The following is a 17,351-nucleotide window of genomic DNA, read 5'->3' as shown; positions in this document are numbered from 1 at the left end:
CGGCAGGGCGCGGGCCCTACTTGATGAACAGCATTTCCTGGTAGCTGGGCAGGGCCCACAGGTCGTCGGCCACCACGGCTTCCAGCGCGTCGGCGTATTCGCGCACCTTGAGCATGGCGGGCAGGATCACGTCGCACATGTGCTTGGCTTCGGCGTGGGTGCCGTCGGCCTCGTGCTCCAGCTTCTTCTCCAGTTCGCCCACGGCGGCCTGCATGGCGCGCAGCTTGGTGGTCACGTCTTCAAGGGTGACCACCTTGTAGTCGTGCCCGGCGGCCTTCAGGTTGGCGCAGGTGGCGGCCAGTTCGCCCTGGTAGCGCATGGCGGCGGGGAAGATGATGGTGCGGGCCATGCGGATGACCAGGTTGGCTTCGGTCTTCACGGTCTTGCAGTACTGCTCGAGGTAGATTTCCTCGCGCGACCTCACTTCCGCCTCGCTGAACACCCCGTAGGAGGTGAACAGCTTGACCACTTCGGGGCTGCCCAGCACAGGCAGGGCGTCGGGGGTGGTCTTCAGGTTGGGCAGGCCGCGCTTTTCCGCTTCCTTGTGCCATTCCTCGGAGTAGCCGTCGCCGTTGAAGATGACCTTGTCGTGCTCCTTCATGATCTTCTGGAGCAGCTTCTGCACGGCGTCGTTGAGCTTCTTGGGGTCGCCCTTGGTGGCCTTTTCCAGTTCGGTGGCGATGTAGTCCAGCGATTCGGCCATCATGGTGTTCAGGGCCACCTGGGGACCGGCGATGGACATGGACGAGCCCACGGCGCGGAACTCGAAGCGGTTGCCGGTGAAGGCGAAGGGGCTGGTGCGGTTGCGGTCGCCCGGATCCATGGGCAGCGGCGGCAGCACGTCCACGCCGATGTTCATGACGCAGGCCTTCTTGCAGCCGTTGACCTTACCGGTCTTGATCTGCTCGAAGACGTCGGTGAGCTGCTCGCCGAGGTACACGGACATGATGGCCGGCGGGGCCTCGTTGGCGCCCAGGCGGTGGTCGTTGGAGGCGGACGCCACGGTGGCGCGCAGCAGGGCGCCGTACTTGTGCACGGCGCGGATGGCGGCGGCGCAGAACACCAGGAACTGGGCGTTCTCGTGCGGGCTTTCGCCGGGGTCGAACAGGCTGCCCAGTTCGGCGTTGCCGATGGAGTAGTTGAGGTGCTTGCCCGAGCCGTTGATGCCCGCGAAGGGCTTTTCGTGCAGCAGGCAGACCATGCCGTAGCGCTTGGCCACGCTGCGCAGCACGGTCATGATCAGCTGGTTGTGGTCGGTGGCGAGGTTGCTGGTTTCGAAGATGGGGGCGATTTCGTACTGGCTGGGGGCCACTTCGTTGTGGCGGGTCTTCACCGGCACGCCGAGCTTGAACAGCTCGCGCTCCACTTCCATCATGAACGACAGCACGCGGCGGGGAATGACGCCGAAGTACTGGTCCTCGAATTCCTGGCCCTTGGCGGGCTTGGCGCCGAACAGGCTGCGGCCGCAGATGTGCAGGTCGGGGCGGGCGAAGGCGAAGTTGCGGTCGATGAGGAAGTATTCCTGCTCCGGACCGGCGAACGAGCCCAAGGGCAGCTTGGTTTCGGTGCCGAACAGCTTCAGCACGCGCTGGGCCTGCTTGTTCAGGGCCTGGTTGGCGCGCAGCAGGGGGGTCTTCTTGTCCAGGGCTTCGCCGGTCCAGGAGACGAACGCGGTGGGAATGCACAGGAAGGTGCCGTTGGGATTTTCAAGAAGGTAGGCGGGGCTGGTCACGTCCCAGGCGGTGTAGCCGCGCGCCTCGAAGGTGGCGCGCAGGCCGCCGGAGGGAAAGCTGGAGGCGTCGGGCTCGCCCTGGATCAGCAGCTTGCCGCTGAATTCGGACAGGGCGCCGCCCTTGCCGTCGGGCACCAGGAAGGCGTCGTGCTTTTCGGCGGTCAGGCCGGTGAGCGGGTAGAAGACGTGGGTGAAGTGCGTGGCGCCCTTCTCGATGGCCCAGTCCTTCATGGCGTTGGCGACCACGTCGGCGATGGAGGGGTCGAGCTTCTCGCCGAGTTCGATGGTCTTCTTCAGCGACTTGTAGACGGTCTTGGGCAGGCGGTCCTTCATGACCTTGTCGTTGAAGACGTTGCAGCCGAACAGCTCGGTGGGCTTGGTTTCGGCGAAGTTCATGGGGGCCGCGCTCGGCTTGTAGTTGGTGATGGCCGAGATCGCGTTCAGACGGGCCTGGATTCCGCTCATGGACGTTCTCCTGAAAGGGGGTTGCGGTAATCGCGATACTTACAAATTTGTCGCATTTGTCCGGCGCGACCTGCTCGCGCCGGTGTCCCTGTTCACGTGGTCGCCTGCCGGGGTGCGGCTGTGTGCCGGTTCCGCCGCGTACCGCGTGGCGGGTGTCGGCGCGTTGCGACGCCAAAGGCAAAGCAAGAAGCGGTCCACCAAAAAAAGGTCCGGTGTTCCGTGCGGTTGGCAGTTCGGCCTGTGCACGGGGCCGGAGAAAAAACTGCAAATTTTACAAATTCGTTCAAAGTATGGGGTGCTATAGCAGCCTCATTTTTGCAAACTTGTAACAGCAGCCTCTTTTGGAGGCAAGCAAGAAACATGGGGGGAACTCCGGTTTCGTCCGTATCTTAATGATGGAGGACGGCGCAACGGAAAAGGGCCGGGAAACTTCCCGGCCCTCGCGCGCGTCGTGCGGCGCGGCGCTACAGCGCGTGCACCAGTTGGAACGGGCTTTTTTCGATGTCGTCCACCAGCCCGGCCCAGTCGCCTTCGCCGCGCAGGCGCAGCACCACGTAGCGGGTGCCGGGCGCGGCCTTCTCGCTGGTGGACATGATGCTCTGCAACCGGAAGCCGCGCGCCCGCGCCAGGTCGCCCGCCTCCTTGATGGACCCGGGCTGGTCGGGCAGCGCCAGGGCCAGCCGGTGGCCCCCGCCGCGCACGCCGGTGATGTCCACCATGACCCGGAACAGGTCGTTGTCGGAGATGATGCCCGTCAGGCGCTGGCCGCCGGGGGCGGGCTCCGTCACCGGCAGGCAGCCGAAGTCGCGGTCGTGCATGATCATGGCCGCCTCTTCGATGGGCGTATCCGCCGGTATGGAGACCACCGGGCGGGTCATGGCCTGGCTGACCTTGGTCTTGGCCAGCAGGTAGTTGAGTTCGTAGATGTCCAGCGACGTGCCCTTGGAGGGCAGGTACGCCTTGATGTCGCGGTCGGACAGCATGCCGACCAGCAGTTCGCCCTGAACCACCGGCAGGTGCTTCACGTTGCGCTCGCGCATCATGCCCGCGGCGGACGAGATGGAATCGTCCGGCGTCACCGTGTAGACGTGGGTGGTCATCCAGTCCTTGACCAGCATGGGAACCTCCGTTGGATGAAGCCGGGTGGGTGGCCGCCGCGCGCGCTACACGCCAAGGTACGCGGCCTTCACGTGGGGGTCGCGGAGCAGGTCGGCCCCGGCCCCCTCCTGGGTGATGCGTCCGTTCTCCAGCACGTAGGCCCTGTCGCACAGGGCCAGCGTCTGCCGCACGTTCTGCTCCACGATGAGCACGGTCATGCCCTCGTCGCGCACCGTGCGGATGACGTTGAAGATATCCTGCACCAGAATGGGCGCAAGGCCCAGGGAAGGCTCGTCGAACATGATCAGCCGGGGCAGGGCCATCAGCCCCCGCCCGATGGCCAGCATCTGCTGCTCGCCGCCGGACAGGGTGCCGGAAGGCTGCCTGCGCCGCTCGGCCAGGCGCGGGAAGATGGAAAACACCCGCTCTCTGGTGCGCGCCCGTTCCTTGCGGGCCCGGCCGCGCAGCGAGCCCATGTCCAGGTTTTCCTCCACGGTCATTTCCGGGAACAGCCGCCGCGCCTCGGGCACGTGGGCCAGCCCCTTTCCGATGAGGGTGTAGGGTTCAACGGTGTGGATGGCCTCGCCCGCCAGCAGTATTTCGCCCTTCAGGGGGCGCAGCACGCCCGACACGGTGCGCATGATGGTGGACTTGCCCGCGCCGTTGGCGCCGATCATGGCCACTATCTCGCCCTTGCCCACGCGGAACGAGACGTCCCGGATCACCTGCACGTCGCCGTAGGCCACGTCGATGTTGCGTACCTCAAGCACCGTGCTCCTCCCCCAGGTACGCTTCCACGACCTGCCTGTTGGCGCTGATTTCGCCGGGCGTGCCTTCGGCGATCTTCTGGCCGAAGTTCAGCACCACGATGCGGTCCGAGATGGCCATGATCACCTTCATGTGGTGCTCGATGATCATGACGGTGACGCCCTGCCGCCTGATGCCCCGGATGATGTCGATGGACACGTCCAGTTCCGCCGGGTTCAGCCCGGCGAACGATTCGTCCAGCAGCAGGAATTCCGGCTGGGTGGCCAGCGAGCGGGCGATTTCCAGCCGCTTGCGCTTGCCGAGGGGCAGCCCCTTGGACAACTGGTCGCGGTCGTCCCACAGCCCGGTGAAGTGCAGCACCTCTTCCGTCACGTCCTCCGCGCCCTTGCGGGTGGGGTTGCGCAGGAAGGCGGATGCCAGCACGTTGTCGAACACGCTCATGCGCGACAGCGGCTTGACCACCTGGAAGGTGCGCGCGATGCCGAACTGGCAGATCTTGTGCGGTTTCAGCCCGGTGATGGGGCGGCCCTTGAACAGCACCTGCCCTTCCGACGGGTTGTAGAACCCGTTCACGCAGTTGAACAGGGTGGTCTTGCCCGCGCCGTTGGGTCCGATGAGGGCCAGGATTTCGCCCTGGCGCACCTCGAAGTCCACGTCGTGCAGGGCGGCCAGCCCGCCGAAGAACATGGACATCCTGCGGATTTCCAGCATGCTCATGCCGTGGCCCCCCTGCGCAGCAGCTTGCGCCGGAGCACCGGCCAGTCGCCCACCAGCCCGTTGGGCAGGTAGATGATGATCACGATGAGCAGCACCCCGAACATGGTCTGGTAGGCCACCCCGATGAGCGGCAGCGAGCGGATGTATTCCGCCAGGATGACCATGATGCCCGCGCCCAGCGCCGGTCCCCATTCCGTGGCCACGCCGCCCACCATGACCACCATGATGATCAGGATGGAGATTTCGCCCAGCGAGAACACCACCCCCGGATCGATGTACCCCATGTAGTTGGTGTAGAACGCCCCGGCCAGGCCCGTGAGCATGGCGCTGACCGTGAGTGCGATGGTCTTGTAGCGCGTGGTGTCGATGCCCATGGATTCTGCGGCGTCCTGGTCCTCGCGGATGGCCACGAAGTAGTAGCCCCAGCGCGAGCGCACGATGAGCCGGCAGACCACGAAGGTCAGCACGGCCAGCCCCAGGATGATGTAGTAGTAGTGCGTCTTTTCCACCCAGGTGCGGGTGATCATGATGCCAAGGGTGCCCTTGGTGAAGTCGGTGAGGTTTTCGCAGGTGATGCGCAGCACTTCGCCGATGGCCAGGGTGGCCAGCACGAAGTAGGGGCCGCGCAGCCGCAGCACCACCATGCCCATGCCCAGGGCCACCAGGGCCACCAGGGGCAGGCTGGCCAGAAAGCCCCACCAGGGCGACAGGCCCAGATGCAGGTGGACGAGCCCGGCGCTGTACGCGCCCATGCCGAAGAACGCCGCGTGCCCGAACGAAACCTGGCCGCAGTACCCGCCCAGCAGGTTCCAGGCCATGCCCGCCAGGGTCCACATGATGGTCAGGATGAGGATGTGCATGACGTAGCTGTTCAGGCCCAGCAGCGGCAGCCCGGCCAGCGCCGCCAAGATCGCCAGTGGCAGGAGATGTTTTTTCATTTCGTGAGCTTCCTGGTCTTGAGGAGCGAGGCGACGCCGCCCGGCAGGAACACCAGCGCGGCCACGAAGATGACGAAGCGCCCCACCGGCGCCCAGCCCATGCCCACGTAGGTGGCGGTCATGGATTCGAACACGCCCAGGATCAGCCCGCCCAGGATGGCCCCCAGCGTGGAGCCCAGCCCGCCCAGGATGGTGATGACGAAGGCGATGAGCGTGAACTGCGAGCCCAGCGCGGGGAACAGGTAGTAGATGGGGATGAACAGGCACCCGGCGCAGGCCACCAGCGCCGAGCCGAGGCCGAAGGTGATGACCCGCATCAGCCCCACGTTGACGCCCATGATCAGGGCGGCGTCCTTGTCCTGGGCGGTGGCGCGGATGGACTTGCCCGTGTCGGTGTGGGCCAGGAAGAACCACAGCAGCACGGTGATCACCACCGACAGCAGGAACGACACCCCCCACGGCAGCGACAGCGAGATTTCCACCGGCGTGCCCGGCCACAGGTCGGACAGGTAGAAGGCCGTGGTGGCGTAGTCCACCGGGGTGGAGCGGTAGTCCGACGTGAACAGGATGGTGGCCACGTTCTGGAGCACCAGGCCGATGCCCACGGTAAGGATGACCTGGTTGTGCGGCAGGATGGATTCCACCCGCAGCACCGGGTTCACCAGCGCCTTCTGGATCAGCATGCCGAAGGCGAACATGAGCGGCGGCGCGATGAGCAGCGACACGTACGGGTCGATGCCGAACAGCGTGAACAGCCAGAAGGCGATGTACATGGCCACCATCATCAGCTGGCCATGGGTGAGGTTGATGATCTTCATGACGCCGAGGATCAGCGTCATGCCGATGCCGATGAGCGCGTACAGGCCGCCGAGAAGGATACCGGCGACAAGGGTTTGCAGGAACACTTCGGCTTGCACCCACATGGGGCGTGACCTCCCAGTGACTGGCGGCGGGTTGTCCGTGCGGCGGCGGAAGGGGCATGCGTGATTACGCAACGGTGCGCAAACGTGCCCGAAGGGGGCGGGCGTTGCGTCCTCCGTCCTGCCGGGCCGGGTCTTGGCGAACCCGGCCCGGCAGGGGCGCGGAGGGGCGGACGGCGGACGGCTTGCGCGAAGGCGGGCCGTCCGGGGGCCGGGTGTCACGCGGGGCGGGAGGCACTCCGCCGCCGCGCGGTTACGGCGTGGCGATGAGGGGCGCTACTTGCGTTCGCGCCACTTGGGGATGGGGAACACCGGCTTGGCGCTGGCGTAGCGCTCGGGCCAGATGGTCTCGTGCTTGCCGTGCAGCACCTGCAAGGCCAGGGTGTCGATGAAGTTCTGGTTCTGGTAGCCGTCGCGGCTTTCGAACTTTACCGGGCCGAAGGCGGTCATCATGTCCACGCCCTTCATGGCCGCGTTGATGTCTTCGGTGGTCAGGGCCTTGGCCCGTTCCACGGCGTCCTTGACCACGTACACCGAGGAATAGGCCAGCGCGCCGTGGTACGAGGGGTAGTCGCCGTGGGCGGCCTTGTACTTTTCGGCGAATTCGTGCGCGCCGGGGTAGCTCACCTGCGGGCTCCACAGGGTGGCGGTGACCACGAACTCGGCGGCGTCCTTGGCGTTGTCGATGAATTCGGGAATGGCGAACCCGGCGGCCCCGCCCGCGAACAGGCGCGCGTCGATGCGCAGTTCCTTGATCTGGCGCATCAGCAGGGCCGCGTCCATGACGTAGGAGACCATGTAGATGACGTCGGGGTTCTGGGCCTTGACCTGCGAGAGCATGGGCTTGAAGTCCACCGCGCCCTTTTCGTACTTCTCCTTCATCAGCACCTTGATGCCCGCCTTTTCGGCGGACTTGGCCATCTCTTCCGCGCCCGAGGTGCCGAAGTCGGACGATTCGTACAGGATGGCCATGGTCTTGGGCTTGACCACCTTGTCCATGAACGAGAGCAGGCCCGAGGCGTAATAGGCGTTGGTGGGGTTGATGCGGTAGACGTACCTGTAGTTCTGCTGGGTTATCTCGTCGGCGGCGGATGCCACCACCACGTAGGGGGTCTTGCGCTCTTCCGCCACGGCGGCCACGGCCTTGGCGCAGGCCGAGGTGTATTCGCCGAACAGCAGCGGCTGCTTCTGCACGTCGATGATCTTTTCCGCGATGGACCGCGCGATTTCGGGCTTGCCCTGCGAATCCTCGAAGCGCAGCACCAGCTTGCCGCCCTTCACGCCGCCCTTGGCGTTGATTTCCTCGGCGGCGATTTCCATGGATTTCTTGATGATCTCGCCGAACTTGGCCTGGCCGCCGGTGAGCGGCAGCGGCACGCTGAGGGCAAGGTCCGCCGCGAAGGCCGTGGCGGGCAGGACGAGGCACAGGGAAAGACACAGGGCCAGCAGGACGTTGCGCATGGTTCGACCTCCGGAAAAGTGAAGGAAACGGACGCCGCCCGGCCACGGGGCCGGGTGGGGGGCATGCGCTCACGAGGCGGCGGCACGGCGGGAGGGGGCGTCGGCAGCCGCCCGCGAAGGGCGGACTGTCTGGGCGGGGCGCCCGGCCCGGCCATGCCGCGAAGTGCGGCGGGCTCCTTCTCGCGAGCCGAAAGTTGTAATGGCGTCCCAATACGCGCGTTTGGACGAGAATGTAAATACGGCAAACAGTGGCACGGATGTCACTGGCGTGGGGTAATGCTCCGGTTTGGCTGGACATCGCACCGCTGCAAAAAATTTTGCAATCAATACGGTTGGTTGTTCAACCTATGGGGTGTTCGCACAGTCCGCGTTGCGGGGCGGAAGGGAGGATGGCGGGGGCCGATGGGGCGGGGAAGGGGGGGGAGGGGGAGGGCAGGGGAGAAAGAACCGCGAGCGGCGGCGCAGCGCGCCGCAACGTCCGGGCCGCGCGCCCGGTCAGTGCAGACAGAGCGGGCCGGAGGTCTCCACGTATTCCGACATGGTCACGAAGGTGCAGCCCGCCTCGGTCAGGCGGTCGATGAGGTTGGGCAGCGCCTCCACCGTCTCGCGGTGGTTGTCGTGGAACAGGAACACCCCGCGCACCCCGCGCACGCCGTAGGACTTGCGCGGCAGCACGGCGGACAGGTCGTGCTTGCGCCAGTCGCGGCTGTCCACCGACCACAGGGCGATGGTCATGCTCAGCGCGGCGGCGGCGTCGATGGTGGCGTTGTCGTACCGGCCATAGGGCGGGCGCAGGTAGCGCGGCACGATGCCCAGCCTGGCCAGTTCCTCGTTGGTGCGGGCGATCTCGCTCAACTGTTCCACGGGGGCGCGCTGGCGCAGGCTGATGTGCGAGAAGGTGTGGTTGCCCACCTCGTTGCCCTCGGCCACCAGGCGCTTCAGGGTTTCCGGGTACAGGTGCACGCGCGAGCCCACCACGAAGAAGGTGGCCCGTATGCCCTTGTCGCGCAGGATGTTCAGCAGCGCTTCGGTGGTCTGGCCGGGGCCGTCGTCGAAGGTCAGGGCGCACAGGTTGGCGCTGACGCCGCGCTGGGCCAGGGCCAGACCGTCGAGCACCGAAGGGTCGCGGGCAGCGGCCGGGGCCGGGTGCAGCGCCAGCGTCGCAACCAGATGGATACACAGGAAAAGGAGGAGGAGAGCGGCCGAACGGCGCGCGAGAGGAGCCGGGCTCCGGCGCCGGGGGCGCGGTGCATGCGTGGGGTGCGCGGTGATCTGGGCGAGCATGGGGGCTCCCGCTGTGGGGGTGCGGCGTGAAATCGCGTCAGTTGCTCCGGGCCGACGTGTCGGGCGTCGGCGGCGGGGCGTGAGGGCGTTCATCCGCAAAGCGGGTGCGCAGTTGGGCGGCGTAGGCGGTTGCGTCGCGCAGCAGCAGGGTGAGCTGCATGCTGTGGTCGATGGCCGGTTGTATGCAGGAGCGGCAGGGAAGGTCCTCTGCGGCGTCGATATCCGTGGGGTCGAACATGTGCGTGCGTCGCACTCCTGAAAGGAAGTTCCGCCTCCGGCGCCGGGCGCTGCACGGGATCGCCGCGCATGACGACGGTATGCGAGTACCCTTGTATAGAGAGACGTGTCGGCATGCAAGGATTGTCTGCGTCCTGCGTGCGGATTGCGGGCGTGTCCGGCGGAGCGTCGGGCAGGGCGTCGGGCAGGCTCCGCCGCATTCGGCTGGCCTTGCGGGCCGCTTGCGCGGGGCGCAGGCAGGAATATTTCGTGGTTCCGGAATGTTGACCCGCGAAATCGAAAAAAAGCGGCGCCCCGGAAAAATTCCGTTGACAACTTCGGGGGGGTGAGGATAGACAGTCCTTCCTACGTGGGCAGTTAGCTCAGCTGGGAGAGCACCGCCTTCACACGGCGGGGGTCGCAGGTTCAAGCCCTGCACTGCCCACCACCACGCGGAGCCGTAGTTAAGACGGTTATAACGCCGGCCTGTCACGCCGGAGGCCGAGGGTTCGAGTCCCTTCGGCTCCGCCAGGATCCCACGAGGGGGAGCGCAAGCTTCCCCTTTTCTAAAGCCGAATTTCCCGGTGCGGAAGACCGCTGTGCGGTCGGCATCCGTGTCGGGTTTCTGCGGAGCGGTAGTTAAGACGGTTATAACGCCGGCCTGTCACGCCGGAGGCCGAGGGTTCGAGTCCCTTCCGCTCCGCCATCGAATGCACGGGGGCGAGGTAGCAATACCTCGCCCCTTCTGCGTTTTCCATGGATGCGCGATGGGTGTTTCCATCACTCCGCTCCGTCGGCGGGCTGTCCGGCGCCGATCCGCCCCAGATTTTCCTCTATCCAGTCCGTCAATTGCCGTACCTGTTCGCTGACCTCCCGGCCCAGCGGCGTCAGGCTGTATTCCACGCGGGGCGGCACCACGGGGTAGGCGGTGCGCGTGACGAAGCCGTCGGCCTCCAGCCATTGCAGGGTCTGGGACAGCATCCGTTCGCTCACCCCGCCGATGCGGCGGCGCAGTTCGCTGAAGCGGTGCGTGCCGTCCAGCAGGGCCACCAGGATCAGCACGCCCCAGCGGCTGGTGACGTGGGTAAGAATCTGCCGCGACGGACACTTTTCCGCGAACAGGTTGCCGCGCAGGAGCAGCGCGGTGGGGGTGGCAGGCTCGGCGGGCGTCCGGAGCGCCGTGGAATTCCTGGAGTTCACGGGTGCGGGAGCGGTTTTCTTCATGCTTACCTTCGTGTGCGTACTTACTTTACGTGCGTTAGGGGCATATATTGGCGACTCCAACCCCGAACGTAAAGGAGCACGACCATGATTGCCGTAACCGGAGCATCCGGCCAACTGGGCCGATTGGTGATGGAAGGGCTGCTGGCCCGCGTGCCCGCCGAAAACCTCGTGGCGGCGGTGCGCAACCCGGCCAGGGTGGCGGACCTGGCGGCCAGGGGCGTGGCGGTGCGCACGGCGGACTACGGGAAGCCGGAAACGCTGGACGCGGCCCTGGCGGGCGTGGACCGGCTGCTGCTGATTTCCTCCAGCGAGGTGGGCGGCCGCGTGCCGCAGCACCGCAACGTCATCGAAGCCGCCAGACGCGCGGGCGTGGGGCTGGTGGCGTACACCAGCATCCTGCATGCGGACACCACGCCGCTGGGCCTTGGCGCGGAACACCGCGAGACGGAAGCCCTGTTGCGGGCGTCCGGCCTGCCGCACGTCATCCTGCGCAACGGCTGGTACACCGAAAACTATCTGGCCAGCCTGCCCGGCGCGCTGCAACATGGCGCGTTCGTGGGCAGCGCGGGGGACGGGCGCATCGCCTCCGCCGCGCGCGCGGACTACGCGGCGGCCGCCGTGGCGGTGCTGACCGGCGAGGGCCACGCGGGCAAGGTATACGAACTGGCGGGCGACACCGCCTACACCCTGGCGGAACTGGCCGCCGAGGTCAGCCGCCGGACAGGGAGGCAGATCGGTTACACCGACCTGCCGCAGGCGGAATTCCGCGCGATGCTGGTGGGCGCGGGCCTGCCGGGCCCCGTGGCGGACCTGCTGGCCGATTCCGACGCGGGCGCGTCCCGTGGCGGTCTGTTCGAAGACGGGCGCCAGCTTTCCGCGCTGATCGGGCGGCCCACCACGCCGCTGTCCGCGCTGGTGGAGGCCGCCTTGAAAAAGGCGTAGCCCGTCCGCGGGGACCGTACATGGGCATGATGCATCCGGGGCCGCGGCAGGAATGTCGCGGCCCCGATGCGTTGCACGAGCGGGTCTGACTGCGGGAGCCATCCCGGCTCGCCCGCCATGGCTGACACGTTCCCCCGCACCTGCTATCTGACGGGCCATGCTTACACTGCGCTGCGCGGCCTGCCGCCGCAAACTCTGGAAGTACATGAAATTCGGCAAGGGCGAGGTGTTGCGTTGCCACAAGGAACGCATCACCCGGATGTACGATGCCGAGGAACGCGACGGGCGCATCTGGTGCGCCTGCGGGCAGGCCGTGGGCGTGGACAGGGGCGGGCATTGGTCCATGATCTCCAATGCCTTCACCTATTCCGGCACCAAGGACACCAAACTCTGACCGCCCGCGCCACCCCCATGCCACCGGCTGCGCGACGGCATGCGCCACGCGAACCGGAGGTCTTGTATAACACATTATAACATGCTTGAATAAAAAGTCATAACTGCGCACTTGCCAATGCGCCGCACCGGGCGTAATGGACCGGGCTTTGGGGTGCGTGTCTTACTTACTGCTGAAAACGGCAGCGCTGCCGCAGTTTGCGGCGCGGCGCGCATCCCTGCTGACCTGCGGTCCCGTCGGGGCAATGCATCGTGCGGCATGGCCGGAGGAGCGTAGGCGGTTTTTGCGAGTGAGTACGCGCGTCAATCGGGGCGTGGCGCACTCATGACAGGGCCGGGCGCGGAGGGCTGCCGCATCCGGACCGGGAACGACAGCGCCACCGGCGCCCGGGGACGCATGCGCCACCCCGGCGTGCGCAAGCAAGGGAGCGGCAATGGCTGGTACAGACAACATGGGCGACGGCGCGACATCCTTCCTGCCGCGCTCCATCACCGAACTGCGCGCCGGATATTCGGCGCAGAAATGCATTCGCGACCTGCTGGCGGGCCTTACCGTGGGCGTGGTGGCCCTGCCGCTGGCCATGGCCTTCGCCATCGCCTCGGGCACCACCCCGGAACGCGGGCTGTTCACCGCCATCGTGGCCGGGTTCCTCATCTCGCTGCTGGGCGGCAGCCGCTACCAGATCGGCGGGCCCACCGGCGCGTTCGTGGTCATCATCTACAACGTCATCTACCGCCACGGGTACGACGGGCTGGTCATCACCACGCTGCTGGCCGGGGCCATGTTGCTCATCTTCGGCCTGTGCCGCATCGGCGTGCTGATCAAGTACATTCCCTACCCGGTCACCACCGGGTTCACGGCGGGCATCGCCGTGCTGATCTTTTCGTCGCAGATGAAGGACTTCTTCGGCCTGACCATGGACGCGGTGCCGCCGGAGTTCTTCGACAAGTGGGCTGCCTACCTGGAACATGTGGACACCCTGAACCCCACCACGCTGTGCGTGGCCGGGCTGGCCCTGGCGTGCATCCTGGCGGTGCGGCGGTTCATCCCGCGCATCCCCGCGCCGGTGGTGGGCGTGGCCGTGGCGTCCCTTGCGGTATGGGCGCTGGGGCTGGAAGTGGAGACCATCGGCAGCCGGTTCGGCGGCATCCCGCGCGAACTGCCCAGCTTCGCCTGGCCCACGTTCACCTTCGCCCGGGTGCGCGAACTGCTGCCCGACGCCATGACCATCGCCTTGCTGGCGGGCATCGAATCGCTGCTCTCGTGCGTGGTGGCCGACGGCATGACCGGCGACAAGCACAACTCCAACGTCGAGCTTACCGCCCAGGGCGCGGCCAACATCGCCTCGGTGCTGTTCGGGGGCATCCCCGCCACCGGGGCCATCGCCCGCACGGTCACCAACATCCGCTCCGGCGGGCAGACCCCGGTGGCGGGAATGGTGCACGCGGCGGTGCTGGTGGCCTTCGTGCTGTTCCTCGCGCCGCTGGCCTCGTTCATTCCGCTGGCCAGCCTGGCGGCCGTGCTGATCATGGTCTCGTGGGACATGAGCGAACTGCACAAGTTCCTGCGCCTGCTGCGCGCGCCCAAGTCCGACATCACGGTGATGTGCCTGACCTTCGTGCTCACAGTGGTCATCGACCTGACCGTGGCGGTGTACGTGGGCGTCATGCTGGCGTCGCTGCTGTTCATGCGCCGCATGAGCGAGGTGACCGCCATCTGCTCCTGCGCCATCGACGACAAGCCGGTGATCCAGGGTCGCGAGACGGCGGCGCTGACCGTGCCCGAAGGGGTGCAGGTGTACGAGATCGACGGGCCGTTCTTCTTCGGCGTGGCCGACCGCTTCCAGAGCGTGTCGCAGGCGTTGCAGAAGCAGCCCGAGGTGTTCATCCTGCGCATGCGCAAGGCCACCACGGTGGACTCCACCGGGGCCAACGCGCTGGAGGCGTTCTACCGCACCTGCCGCCGCCGGGGCACCGTGCTGCTGCTGTCGGGCGTGCGGCCCGCCGCGCGCAACATGATGGAGCGCTTCGGCACTCTGGACCTGATCGGGCGCGAGAACCTGTTCGAGAACGTGGACCGCGCGCTGGAACACGCCGTGCGCCTGCTGGCCGACAAGCACGGGGTGGCGCCCACGGCGGCCCGAAAGTAGGGTCTCCGAAACGGACGTGGCGAAGAAGCCGGGCGGCGCAACGCGCCCGCCCGGCTGCGACGATACCTGACGACGCCCCGCCGGGAGTACCGGCGGGGCGTTTCGCGTGTGCGGGGCGGGTTGCGGGGCAACCTGCGCTGGACGCCATCCCTCCGGGCACGTTACAAGACGGCGTTCGGAAGACGCCCGGAAGACGCTTGTACAGGGACGGCCCAGGACCGGAGGCGGGATGAAGGTAGCCATCGTACATTACTGGTTCGTGGGCATGCGTGGCGGCGAGAAGGTCGTCGAGGCGCTGTGCCGCATGTACCCGCAGGCCGACATCTTCACCCATGTGGTCGACCGGGACCGCCTGTCGCGCACGTTGCAGGCGCACGACGTGCGCACCACGTTCATCGGGCGCCTGCCCGGCGCGGTGCGGCATTACAAGAAGTACCTGCCGCTCATGCCGCTGGCTCTGGAGCAGTTGGACCTGCGCGGCTACGACCTGGTCATTTCCAGCGAATCGGGTCCGGCCAAGGGCGTGCTGACCCGCGCGGACACGGCCCACGTCTGCTACTGCCACAGCCCCATGCGCTACCTGTGGGATTTCTATCAGGATTATCTGCACGAGGGGGGGGGGTTCATGCGGGGCATGATGCGACCGTGGTTCCACTACCTGCGCATGTGGGATGCCGTGTCGGCCATGCGGGTGGACCGCTACGTGGCCAATTCGCGCACGGTGGCGGCGCGCATCCGCAAGCACTGGCGGCGGGATGCTGTGGTGGTCACCCCACCGGTGGAGATTGACGCCTTTGCTCCTGCCGGAGTCACGCCCACCCGTCCGGCCGAAGGCGCGCCGTATCTCTGCCTGGGGCAACTGGTGGGGTACAAGCGGGTGGACCTTGCGGTGCGCGCCTGCACCGCCACCGGGCGTCCGTTGGTGGTGGCGGGCGACGGCGAGATGCGCCGCGCGTTGGAGGCCGTGGCCGGTCCCACGGTGCGCTTCGCGGGGCGGCTGGATGACGCCGCCATGTGCACCATCTATGCTCAGAGCCGCGCGCTGCTGTTCCCCGGCGAAGAGGACTTCGGCATGGTGCCGGTGGAGGCCATGGCCTCGGGACGGCCGGTCATCGCCTACGGACGGGGCGGGGCGCTGGAGACGGTGGTGGACGGCGAGACGGGGCTGTTCTTCGGCGCGCAGGACACGGATGCGCTGGTGGCGGCCTTGGACCGCTTCGAGCGCGAGGAGCACCGGTTCGACCCGGCCCGCATAGCGGCCCATGCCCGGAACTTCGGTGAAGCGCGGTTCCGGATGGAATTCGGCGCGGTCATCGACGAGGCGTTGCGGGATCTGGCTGAGCCGGGGACGAGGCAGGCTGCGGACCGCTGAGGATTCCCCGCATGCGCCGCCGCGTGGAACGCACATTCGCCGCACACGCACGAAGGCCGGGAGCATCTCCCGGCCTTCGTGCGTGTGCGGGGTTCACCCCGGCACTTTCCTAGTACGCCCCGTTGCGCTGCAACACCACCGGCACGGTCTTGGCGAGAATCCAGATGTCGAACCACAGCGACCAGTTGCAGATGTAGTAGCGGTCCATCTCCACGCGCTGCGGGTAGCTCACGTCGTTGCGGCCGGAAACCTGCCACAGCCCGGTGATGCCCGGCTTGACGCGGGTGTACAGGTCGAACACCTCGCCGTATTTTTCCACCTCGGACTGCACGATGGGGCGCGGGCCCACCAGGCTCATCTCGCCCTTGAGCACGTTCCACAACTGGGGCAACTCGTCCAGGCTGGTCTTGCGCAGGAAGGCCCCGGCCCGGGTCACGCGCGGGTCGCACTTCAGCTTCTGGTCGCGTTCCCATTCGGCGCGCAGGGCCGGGTCGGCGCTCAGGCAGTCGCGCAGCACGCATTCGGCGTCGCGGACCATGGTGCGGAACTTCAGGATGCGCATCTCGCGGCCGTTCTGGCCGATGCGGCGCTGGGTGAAGAAAGGCGAGCCGGGGCTGTCGATGCGAATCCATACGGCGATGCCCAGGATCAGCGGCAAGACCACCACGGCGCTGCCCAGGGTCAGCAGCAGGTCGATGGCGCGCTTCAGGCGCACCCGGTTGGCGTCCAGCAGGTTCTGGCGCACCAGCAGGCCCAGCAGACCGCCGATGTCCATGGCGCTGACCCACAGGCGCGCCCCGCCGGTGGAGAAGTGGGGCATGATCAGCACGTTGCGGAACCGTGCCGTGGCCTCGACGATGCGCTGCCGCGCCCTGGTGTCCTCGAAGCTGTCGAGCAGCAGCAGGGCGTAGGCATGGGGATACAATCGCACGGCCTCTTCGTCGCTGGCGCAGCAGGGGAGCCCGCAGTCCCCTTCGGCAGGGCCGTCGGGGGTGTCCGGGGCGTCAGCGGCGGAACCGGGCTCCGGAGCCACGCAGGCCACGGGCCGCAGGCCGAGCATGGGCCGCGCACGCAGGGTGCGCACCACCTCCGCCGCGGCGGCCCCGCCACCCAGGATCACGGCGGGCACGCCCCACCACGGCTTGCCGGCAAGCCGGCCGCGCAGCCAGTGGCGGCACAGCGGCAGGGCCACCGCGCACCCCAGCCAGGCCAGCAGGAAAGCCACGCGGGAATACCGTTCCCCATCCCTTGCGAAGAATATGAACGATCCGGCGCACAGAAAGGCCACGGTCGCGCCGAGGGTGAGCTTTCTCAGTTCCTGCGGCGGCGGCAGGGTGATGCTGGCGTACAGCCCGAGCACCGCGTTGAACAGCGGCAGCAGCAGGAGGAACGGCAGCAACCGTGGATAGAAACTCCACTGGATTCCGTGCCCGGCAATGTCGCGCAGCAGGGTTGCCGCCAGGGTGACGCCGATGATGACGGCGGTGTCCGTCAGCGCCAGGAGCAGGGTGGTTCGCCAGGGGGCGGTCTGGGCGGGGCAAAGTGTCATGCGTGTCCGGGCGTATCCGGTCGTATCCGGGCGTCTTCGGGGCGCGGCCCGGCGCGGTTCTGGTGGTCGTTCCGTGGTCCGTGCGGCGCACGGCGCGTCATGATGGACTGCCTATATAAAGG

The 17,351-nt window shown here is 67.1% G+C and carries 16 protein-coding genes and 3 tRNA genes; 8 read left to right on the top strand and 11 right to left on the bottom strand.

From position 1 onward, the window contains the following. Window positions 1-16: 16 nt before the first annotated feature. Window positions 17-2,197, bottom strand: a complete 2,181-nt coding sequence (locus tag ACR4XJ_RS10295; RefSeq protein WP_434755121.1) for a glutamine synthetase III — start codon at window positions 2,195-2,197, stop codon at window positions 17-19. Between ACR4XJ_RS10295 and ACR4XJ_RS10290 the strand changes: the two genes are divergently transcribed. Continuing rightward, the gene (locus ACR4XJ_RS10290; RefSeq protein WP_434755120.1) at window positions 2,196-2,501 is read left to right on the top strand and encodes a hypothetical protein; all 306 of its coding nucleotides are present in this window, start codon (window positions 2,196-2,198) and stop codon (window positions 2,499-2,501) included. The two genes, ACR4XJ_RS10295 and ACR4XJ_RS10290, sit on opposite strands and share 2 nt — an antisense overlap. A gap of 160 nt (window positions 2,502-2,661) precedes the next feature. Here ACR4XJ_RS10290 and ACR4XJ_RS10285 read toward each other — a convergent pair whose 3' ends face one another. From ACR4XJ_RS10285 to ACR4XJ_RS10250, 8 genes are all read right to left on the bottom strand, one after another. After that, the gene (locus tag ACR4XJ_RS10285) at window positions 2,662-3,315 is read right to left on the bottom strand and encodes a CBS and ACT domain-containing protein (RefSeq protein WP_434755119.1); all 654 of its coding nucleotides are present in this window, start codon (window positions 3,313-3,315) and stop codon (window positions 2,662-2,664) included. Window positions 3,316-3,360: 45 nt separating this feature from the next. Further along, on the bottom strand, window positions 3,361-4,065 hold the full coding sequence (locus ACR4XJ_RS10280) for an ABC transporter ATP-binding protein (RefSeq protein WP_434755118.1): 705 nt from the start codon (window positions 4,063-4,065) through the stop codon (window positions 3,361-3,363). After that, window positions 4,058-4,780, bottom strand: a complete 723-nt coding sequence (locus ACR4XJ_RS10275; RefSeq protein ID WP_434755117.1) for an ABC transporter ATP-binding protein — start codon at window positions 4,778-4,780, stop codon at window positions 4,058-4,060. Before ACR4XJ_RS10275 ends, ACR4XJ_RS10280 begins: the two co-directional genes overlap by 8 nt. Further along, window positions 4,777-5,718 carry a branched-chain amino acid ABC transporter permease gene (locus ACR4XJ_RS10270; RefSeq protein WP_434755116.1) on the bottom strand — a complete coding sequence of 314 codons (942 nt, stop codon included), beginning with the start codon at window positions 5,716-5,718 and terminating at the stop codon, window positions 4,777-4,779. Before ACR4XJ_RS10270 ends, ACR4XJ_RS10275 begins: the two co-directional genes overlap by 4 nt. Next, window positions 5,715-6,641, bottom strand: a complete 927-nt coding sequence (locus ACR4XJ_RS10265) for a branched-chain amino acid ABC transporter permease (RefSeq protein ID WP_333504687.1) — start codon at window positions 6,639-6,641, stop codon at window positions 5,715-5,717. Before ACR4XJ_RS10265 ends, ACR4XJ_RS10270 begins: the two co-directional genes overlap by 4 nt. 273 nt (window positions 6,642-6,914) lie before the next feature. Then, on the bottom strand, window positions 6,915-8,099 hold the full coding sequence (locus ACR4XJ_RS10260; RefSeq protein WP_434755115.1) for an ABC transporter substrate-binding protein: 1,185 nt from the start codon (window positions 8,097-8,099) through the stop codon (window positions 6,915-6,917). A gap of 495 nt (window positions 8,100-8,594) precedes the next feature. Next, entirely contained in the window at window positions 8,595-9,215 is a 621-nt protein-coding gene (locus tag ACR4XJ_RS10255) for a polysaccharide deacetylase family protein (protein WP_434755114.1), read from the bottom strand. Window positions 9,216-9,420: 205 nt separating this feature from the next. Continuing rightward, complete coding sequence (locus ACR4XJ_RS10250) at window positions 9,421-9,621, bottom strand: hypothetical protein (RefSeq protein WP_434755113.1); 201 nt, start codon at window positions 9,619-9,621, stop codon at window positions 9,421-9,423. Between the two features lie 350 nt (window positions 9,622-9,971). On the opposite strand from ACR4XJ_RS10250, the gene ACR4XJ_RS10245 reads away from it, so the two are divergent. The 3 genes from ACR4XJ_RS10245 to ACR4XJ_RS10235 all read left to right on the top strand — a co-directional run bounded on the left by ACR4XJ_RS10245 (window position 9,972) and on the right by ACR4XJ_RS10235 (window position 10,305). Beyond that, a tRNA-Val gene (locus ACR4XJ_RS10245) sits at window positions 9,972-10,047 on the top strand. Between the two features lie 6 nt (window positions 10,048-10,053). Beyond that, window positions 10,054-10,130 (top strand) — tRNA-Asp (locus ACR4XJ_RS10240). A gap of 98 nt (window positions 10,131-10,228) precedes the next feature. Next, a tRNA-Asp gene (locus tag ACR4XJ_RS10235) sits at window positions 10,229-10,305 on the top strand. Window positions 10,306-10,379: 74 nt separating this feature from the next. On the opposite strand, the gene ACR4XJ_RS10230 is transcribed toward ACR4XJ_RS10235, so the two are convergent. Beyond that, window positions 10,380-10,823, bottom strand: coding sequence for a winged helix-turn-helix transcriptional regulator (locus tag ACR4XJ_RS10230; RefSeq protein WP_434755112.1), 444 nt, complete (start codon window positions 10,821-10,823; stop codon window positions 10,380-10,382). Window positions 10,824-10,907: 84 nt separating this feature from the next. On the opposite strand from ACR4XJ_RS10230, the gene ACR4XJ_RS10225 reads away from it, so the two are divergent. From ACR4XJ_RS10225 to ACR4XJ_RS10210, 4 genes are all read left to right on the top strand, one after another. Next, a complete protein-coding gene (locus tag ACR4XJ_RS10225) occupies window positions 10,908-11,765 on the top strand; it encodes an SDR family oxidoreductase (protein ID WP_434755111.1) in 858 nt (285 codons plus the stop codon). Between the two features lie 157 nt (window positions 11,766-11,922). Then, complete coding sequence (locus ACR4XJ_RS10220; protein WP_434755110.1) at window positions 11,923-12,159, top strand: hypothetical protein; 237 nt, start codon at window positions 11,923-11,925, stop codon at window positions 12,157-12,159. A gap of 433 nt (window positions 12,160-12,592) precedes the next feature. Next, window positions 12,593-14,308, top strand: a complete 1,716-nt coding sequence (locus tag ACR4XJ_RS10215) for a SulP family inorganic anion transporter (RefSeq protein WP_434755109.1) — start codon at window positions 12,593-12,595, stop codon at window positions 14,306-14,308. Window positions 14,309-14,537: 229 nt separating this feature from the next. Further along, entirely contained in the window at window positions 14,538-15,680 is a 1,143-nt protein-coding gene (locus ACR4XJ_RS10210; RefSeq protein ID WP_434755108.1) for a glycosyltransferase, read from the top strand. A 109-nt stretch (window positions 15,681-15,789) separates the two neighbouring features. Here the strand turns inward: ACR4XJ_RS10210 and wbaP are convergent, their stop codons facing one another. Then, on the bottom strand, window positions 15,790-17,229 hold the full coding sequence (gene wbaP, locus ACR4XJ_RS10205; protein ID WP_434755107.1) for an undecaprenyl-phosphate galactose phosphotransferase WbaP: 1,440 nt from the start codon (window positions 17,227-17,229) through the stop codon (window positions 15,790-15,792). Window positions 17,230-17,351 lie beyond the last annotated feature (122 nt).

The sequence above is a fragment of the Nitratidesulfovibrio sp. D1 genome, from assembly GCF_051133415.1.
Taxonomy (GTDB): Bacteria; Desulfobacterota; Desulfovibrionia; order Desulfovibrionales; family Desulfovibrionaceae; genus Cupidesulfovibrio.
Note: the sequence above shows the minus strand (reverse complement) of the source record. Positions and strands in the feature narration are given on the sequence as shown.